This window comes from Roseateles sp. P5_B10, from assembly GCF_056400485.1.
Genome location: NZ_JBFULE010000448.1, coordinates 1 through 4,313 on the forward strand (window position 1 = coordinate 1; position 4,313 = coordinate 4,313).

Annotated in this window: 2 protein-coding genes; both read right to left on the reverse strand. The window is 69.7% G+C overall.

Annotation, left to right across the window (positions count from 1 at the left end; translation table 11 throughout):
• The coding region (locus AC1DU6_RS21585; RefSeq protein WP_477859496.1) for a PQQ-dependent sugar dehydrogenase at positions 1 to 1,652 on the reverse strand (1,652 nt) is incomplete at its 3' end.
• A 46-nt stretch (positions 1,653 to 1,698) separates the two neighbouring features.
• A partial coding sequence (locus AC1DU6_RS21590) for a glycoside hydrolase family 2 protein (protein ID WP_477859498.1) occupies positions 1,699 to 4,313 on the reverse strand: 2,615 nt, incomplete at its 5' end.

Consider the following 4,313-nt stretch of genomic DNA (forward strand, 5'->3'; position numbering starts at 1 on the left):
GAGCCGTCCTTCTGCACGGCGACCGAGCTGGGCCGGCCCCAGACTTCGGTGTCGCTGGCGACGAAACCCGTCACGAAGTCCTGGTAGCGGCCCGTCGGCACGCCATCCTTCATGAACACCCGGACCACTTTCGAACCCGTGCGCGTCTGCCGGTTCCAGGAGCCGTGAAAGGCGACGAACAGGTCGCCGTCGTAGGCCTTCGCAAACGCCGCAGGAGCGGCCGGCGGCGCCTCATACATGACCATGCCGAGTGGTGCTGCGTGCGCCGTCAGCAGCAGATCGGGCGCTGTCACCTTGTCGCGAAGGTCGGGTCGATGGCCGGCGAGACGGGGGTCTTCATGGGCGCCGATGTAGAACCAGGGCCAGCCATAGAAGGCGCCTTCCTTCACCCGGGTCAGGTAGTCCGGCGGCAGGTTGTCGCCCAGCAGATCGCGCTCGTTGACGCTGCACAGCAGGTTCCCGGTGCGTGGGTAGAGGTACATGCCGACGCAGTTGCGCAGCCCCGCGGCATAGGTGCGCCGGTTCTTGCCATCGGCATCGAACGCCAGCACCACGGCGCGGCCTTCCTCCTCACCCCAGGCTGCACCCAGGCCGTGCTTGGCTTCCCAGCCGGCAAGCGGCTCGGGCGGCGTCTTGCCGATGCCCTCGGCGACGTTCGTCGCCGAGCCGATGGACAGGAACATCGTGCGTCCGTCGGCAGAGAACACCAGCGTCCGGGACGAGTGCGCGCCGACGGCCTGGGACAGCTTGGGAACGACCACTTCGGGTTCGCCGCCGGCCACAAGGTCGCCGTTGCGGTACGGATATCGAACGATGGAATTGACGAAGGCCACGTAGAGGTACTGCGGGTCGGAGCCTGTCGGCCAGAAGGCCAGGCCGAAGGGGCGGTCCATGCCCGACGCAAAGGTGCTCACCACATCGGCGGTCTCGCCCGTGGACGACCGGAACACCTTGACCAGCCGTTTCGTCGTGGACGAGATGAAGATGTCCCCGTTGGGTGCCTTGACCATGACGCGGCCGCGATCAGGGTCCCTGGCCCACAAGCTGACCTTGAAGCCCTCGGGAACCAACGGCAACGTGCCTTCCGGGCGTGGCACCGTGCGGGGCCCGTTGCTTGCGCTTTCGGTGGCGAAGGGCGTGGGCAGGTCGGACACCTTCCATTCGTGGATCCGCCCCGGTCGATCAGCACTCCAGCTGCCCACGTCTGCACCAGGGACCGCCGGCTTGCTGGCCGCAGTGCTCGCCGCCGGCTGGGCCGCAGAGGCCGAAAGCTTGTCGAGATAGGCCAACAGCGCCCGGCGTTGTGCCTTGTCCGCCATGCTGATCGGCATGGTGGTGCCGGGTGCATAGGCCGAGGGGTCGGCGATGAACCTGTCCAGCTCCGCCTTCGTCCAGACCTTGCCCTTTGCACCCAGCGCGGACAGTGCCGCCGAGTAGCCGAAGCCCTGCGCTTCACCCACCCTGCGCCCGACGATGCCATGCAGGCCGGGGCCCATCAGCGCGCGCCTGTCCGGTGTCACGGTGTGGCACATGGCGCAGTTGCTGTCGAACAGTCGTTGGCCCAGGGCGATGTCTTGCGCCTGAGATGATGCCGTGGCCGCCAGGGCGAGCAGGCCGCAAGCCGCGGCCCGCATGACGTGAAGGGGGTTCAATGGGTCTCCTGTGATCGTTGTGCAACCGGGCAGCGCCATGCGGCCGTCAGAACCGCAGCAGCAACCGGCCGCCGTAGCGTCCCGTCGCCAGGGCCGGCTCACCCGCCGGCCCGGTCAGGTCTGCGGCCTGGCCCTTGGCGCCCATGGCGGGGATGGCGTGCAGGAAGCCGATGTCGCTGGCTGGGAAATCCACGCTGGTGGTCGGGAAGTCTGCCAGCCTCGCGCCCAGTTGCAGATAGCCTGCCCCGTCGTTGACGATGGTGAGGTCCCCAGCGGGTGAGCTCAGCCGCAGCCAGCGCGGGTCCGCGAAATAGCCGGCGGGCGATGCGATGTCGTACACACCCAGCACGGGCCCGCGCAGGCGGTTCTGCCAGACGGGGCTCGGCCCGCGCACGAGCGCGCGGGGCTTGCTGGCCTCAACGGGCGGCCGATCAAAGCCGACACCGTGGTACAGCGTGGGGCCTTGGAGCTGGTAGCCGTAGTCCAGCGCAAGCACGCCGCCGTCGTCGTCCTCGCCGAGCGTCCAGCGCACGCGGTCCAGCCCGCCGGCGCCAGGCGCTTCCAGCCAGGCGCCTTGCGGCCCGGTGCCTGCGGTCACGGCGACCTGAGCCGCTGGTACGGCGAAGCGGTCTGCTTCGAAGGCCAGCCGCAGAGACACCACCGAGGGCGTGCGCCGCACACCCGCCAGGCGGGTCACGCGCAGTGCCTTCACGGCCTGGGGCGGGAAGATGTAGGACTGCCCGTCGCGCGCCACCCGTGCGCCGTCAAAGACGGTCTTCCAACGCTGGCCATCGGCGGACAGATCCAGCCTGAAGCTCGCCCAGCCATCGGTCTCGGTGATGCCGAGGTCGATGGTTGCAACATTGGCCATCGTCGGCGTGGGGAACTCGTAGACGCCGTCGGCCGCGGCGGCCGGTTCCATCCATGCTGGCTCGGCGGCCTGCCTGGGCCGGGCGACCACCAGGCGCGGCCCGTTGGACAAGGGTTGCGCCTTGCCGCCCCTTGCGAGTTCGAGCAGCAGGCCGGTACGGGCATCAAAGCGCGCGGACATGGCGCCGGCTTGCAGCCGGATGCTGTCGCCGTCTCTTACCACCGCGGGCGCGCCGGCATGCTGGCGTGCGAGGCGGGAGGGCCGGTCGGGCGCTGCCCAGACCCAGGTCCACAGATGCTCGTCGCCGCGGGTTGCCGTCAGGCGCAGCGCATCCGCCTCGCGCCAGGCCGCGGGCAGCGGCAGCTTCAATTCACCCGCGGCATGCGGGGCCGCGGCAGGCCCGGTGAGGTCGCCCTGCGCCAGCACGCGGGCGTCCGGGCTGCGGTCCTGCGGTTGGGCGAACCGAATCCATTCCCACTGGAAGCGCACCGCCGCCAGCGTCGTGAAATCGAACGCGTTGCGCAGTTTCAGCACGCCGTTGAATTGGCCGTCCAGCACTGGCGGCGCGATCTGCACCGGCGACCAGATCTCCTTGACCGTGTAGTAGCTGGGCTCCTTTTCGTGCCGGGGGCCGACGATGCCGTCCGGCGCGTAGGTGCCGAACACGTCGATGCGCCCGCCCTGGTCGGTGCGCACGAGGCCTTCATCCGCCAGGTTCCAAAGGAAGCCGCCCGCGCCGCGCGGCGAGGCGCTCATGGCCCGCCAGTAGTCGTCCAGGCCGGCACCCAGGCCGCCGTCGAACAAGCCGTGCAGGAACTCGGTGGGCATCACCAGCAGCGGGCCGGCCAGCCGGCGCTGCAGGTCCGGGTAGCGCGGGTAGTGCTTGGTGTCGATGCCGCCAAAAGCCTCCCACGGGTGGAGCAACGGCCGCGCCTGCGGGTCGTAGAGGGCGAAGTCGCCGTCCAGCTCGCGGTTCCAGCCGCCTTCGTTGCCGTTGGACCAGAACAGGATGCTGGGGTGGTTGACGTCGCGCTCCACCAGCTCGCGCACGAGCTTGCGGCCCACCTCGGTGTCATGGGCCTTCTGCCAGCCGCTCAGCTCGTTGATGACGTAAAGCCCCAACTCGTCGGCGGCCTCCAGGAAGGCCTTCTCGGGCGCGTAGTGGGCCACGCGCATGGCGTTCATGTTCATGGACCGGATGAGGTGCGCGTCCTCATAGGCCTGGGAGCGTGACACGGCGCGGCCCGTCTCCGGGCGGAAGCTGTGGCGGTTCACGCCCTTGAGCATGATGCGCTGGCCGTTGAGGTACAGGCCCCGGCCCTCGCGCACCTCGAAGGTCCGAAAGCCGAAGCGCTCGCTGACCTGGTGGACGGCCTTGTCGCCTTCGAACAGCGTGAGCTGCAGGAAGTACAGGTGCGGCGTTTCGGCGGACCAGAGCAGCGGCTGGTCGATCCGCCCCTGGACGCGCACGCGCCCGGCGCCGCCGGTGGGAATCGCGGTGGAGAAGGGTTGGCCCACGGCCGTGCCGTCGCGGGTGGTGACCTGGGCCGCCAGCCGGGTCACCGTGCGCGGCGCCCGCAGCGTCACGTCGGCCGTGAGCTCGCCGCTGGCCTGGGCGTTGATGGCCACGTGCGCGATGGACTGCAGCGGCGACGCCTCCAGCCACACCGGCCGGTAGATGCCACCGAACACCCAGTAGTCGCCGTGGCGTTCGGCGATGTCGGTGGCCGTGGCGGCCGAGGCCTCGCTGACTTGCACCTCGATCTCGTTGCCCTCGCCCGGCTTGAGCC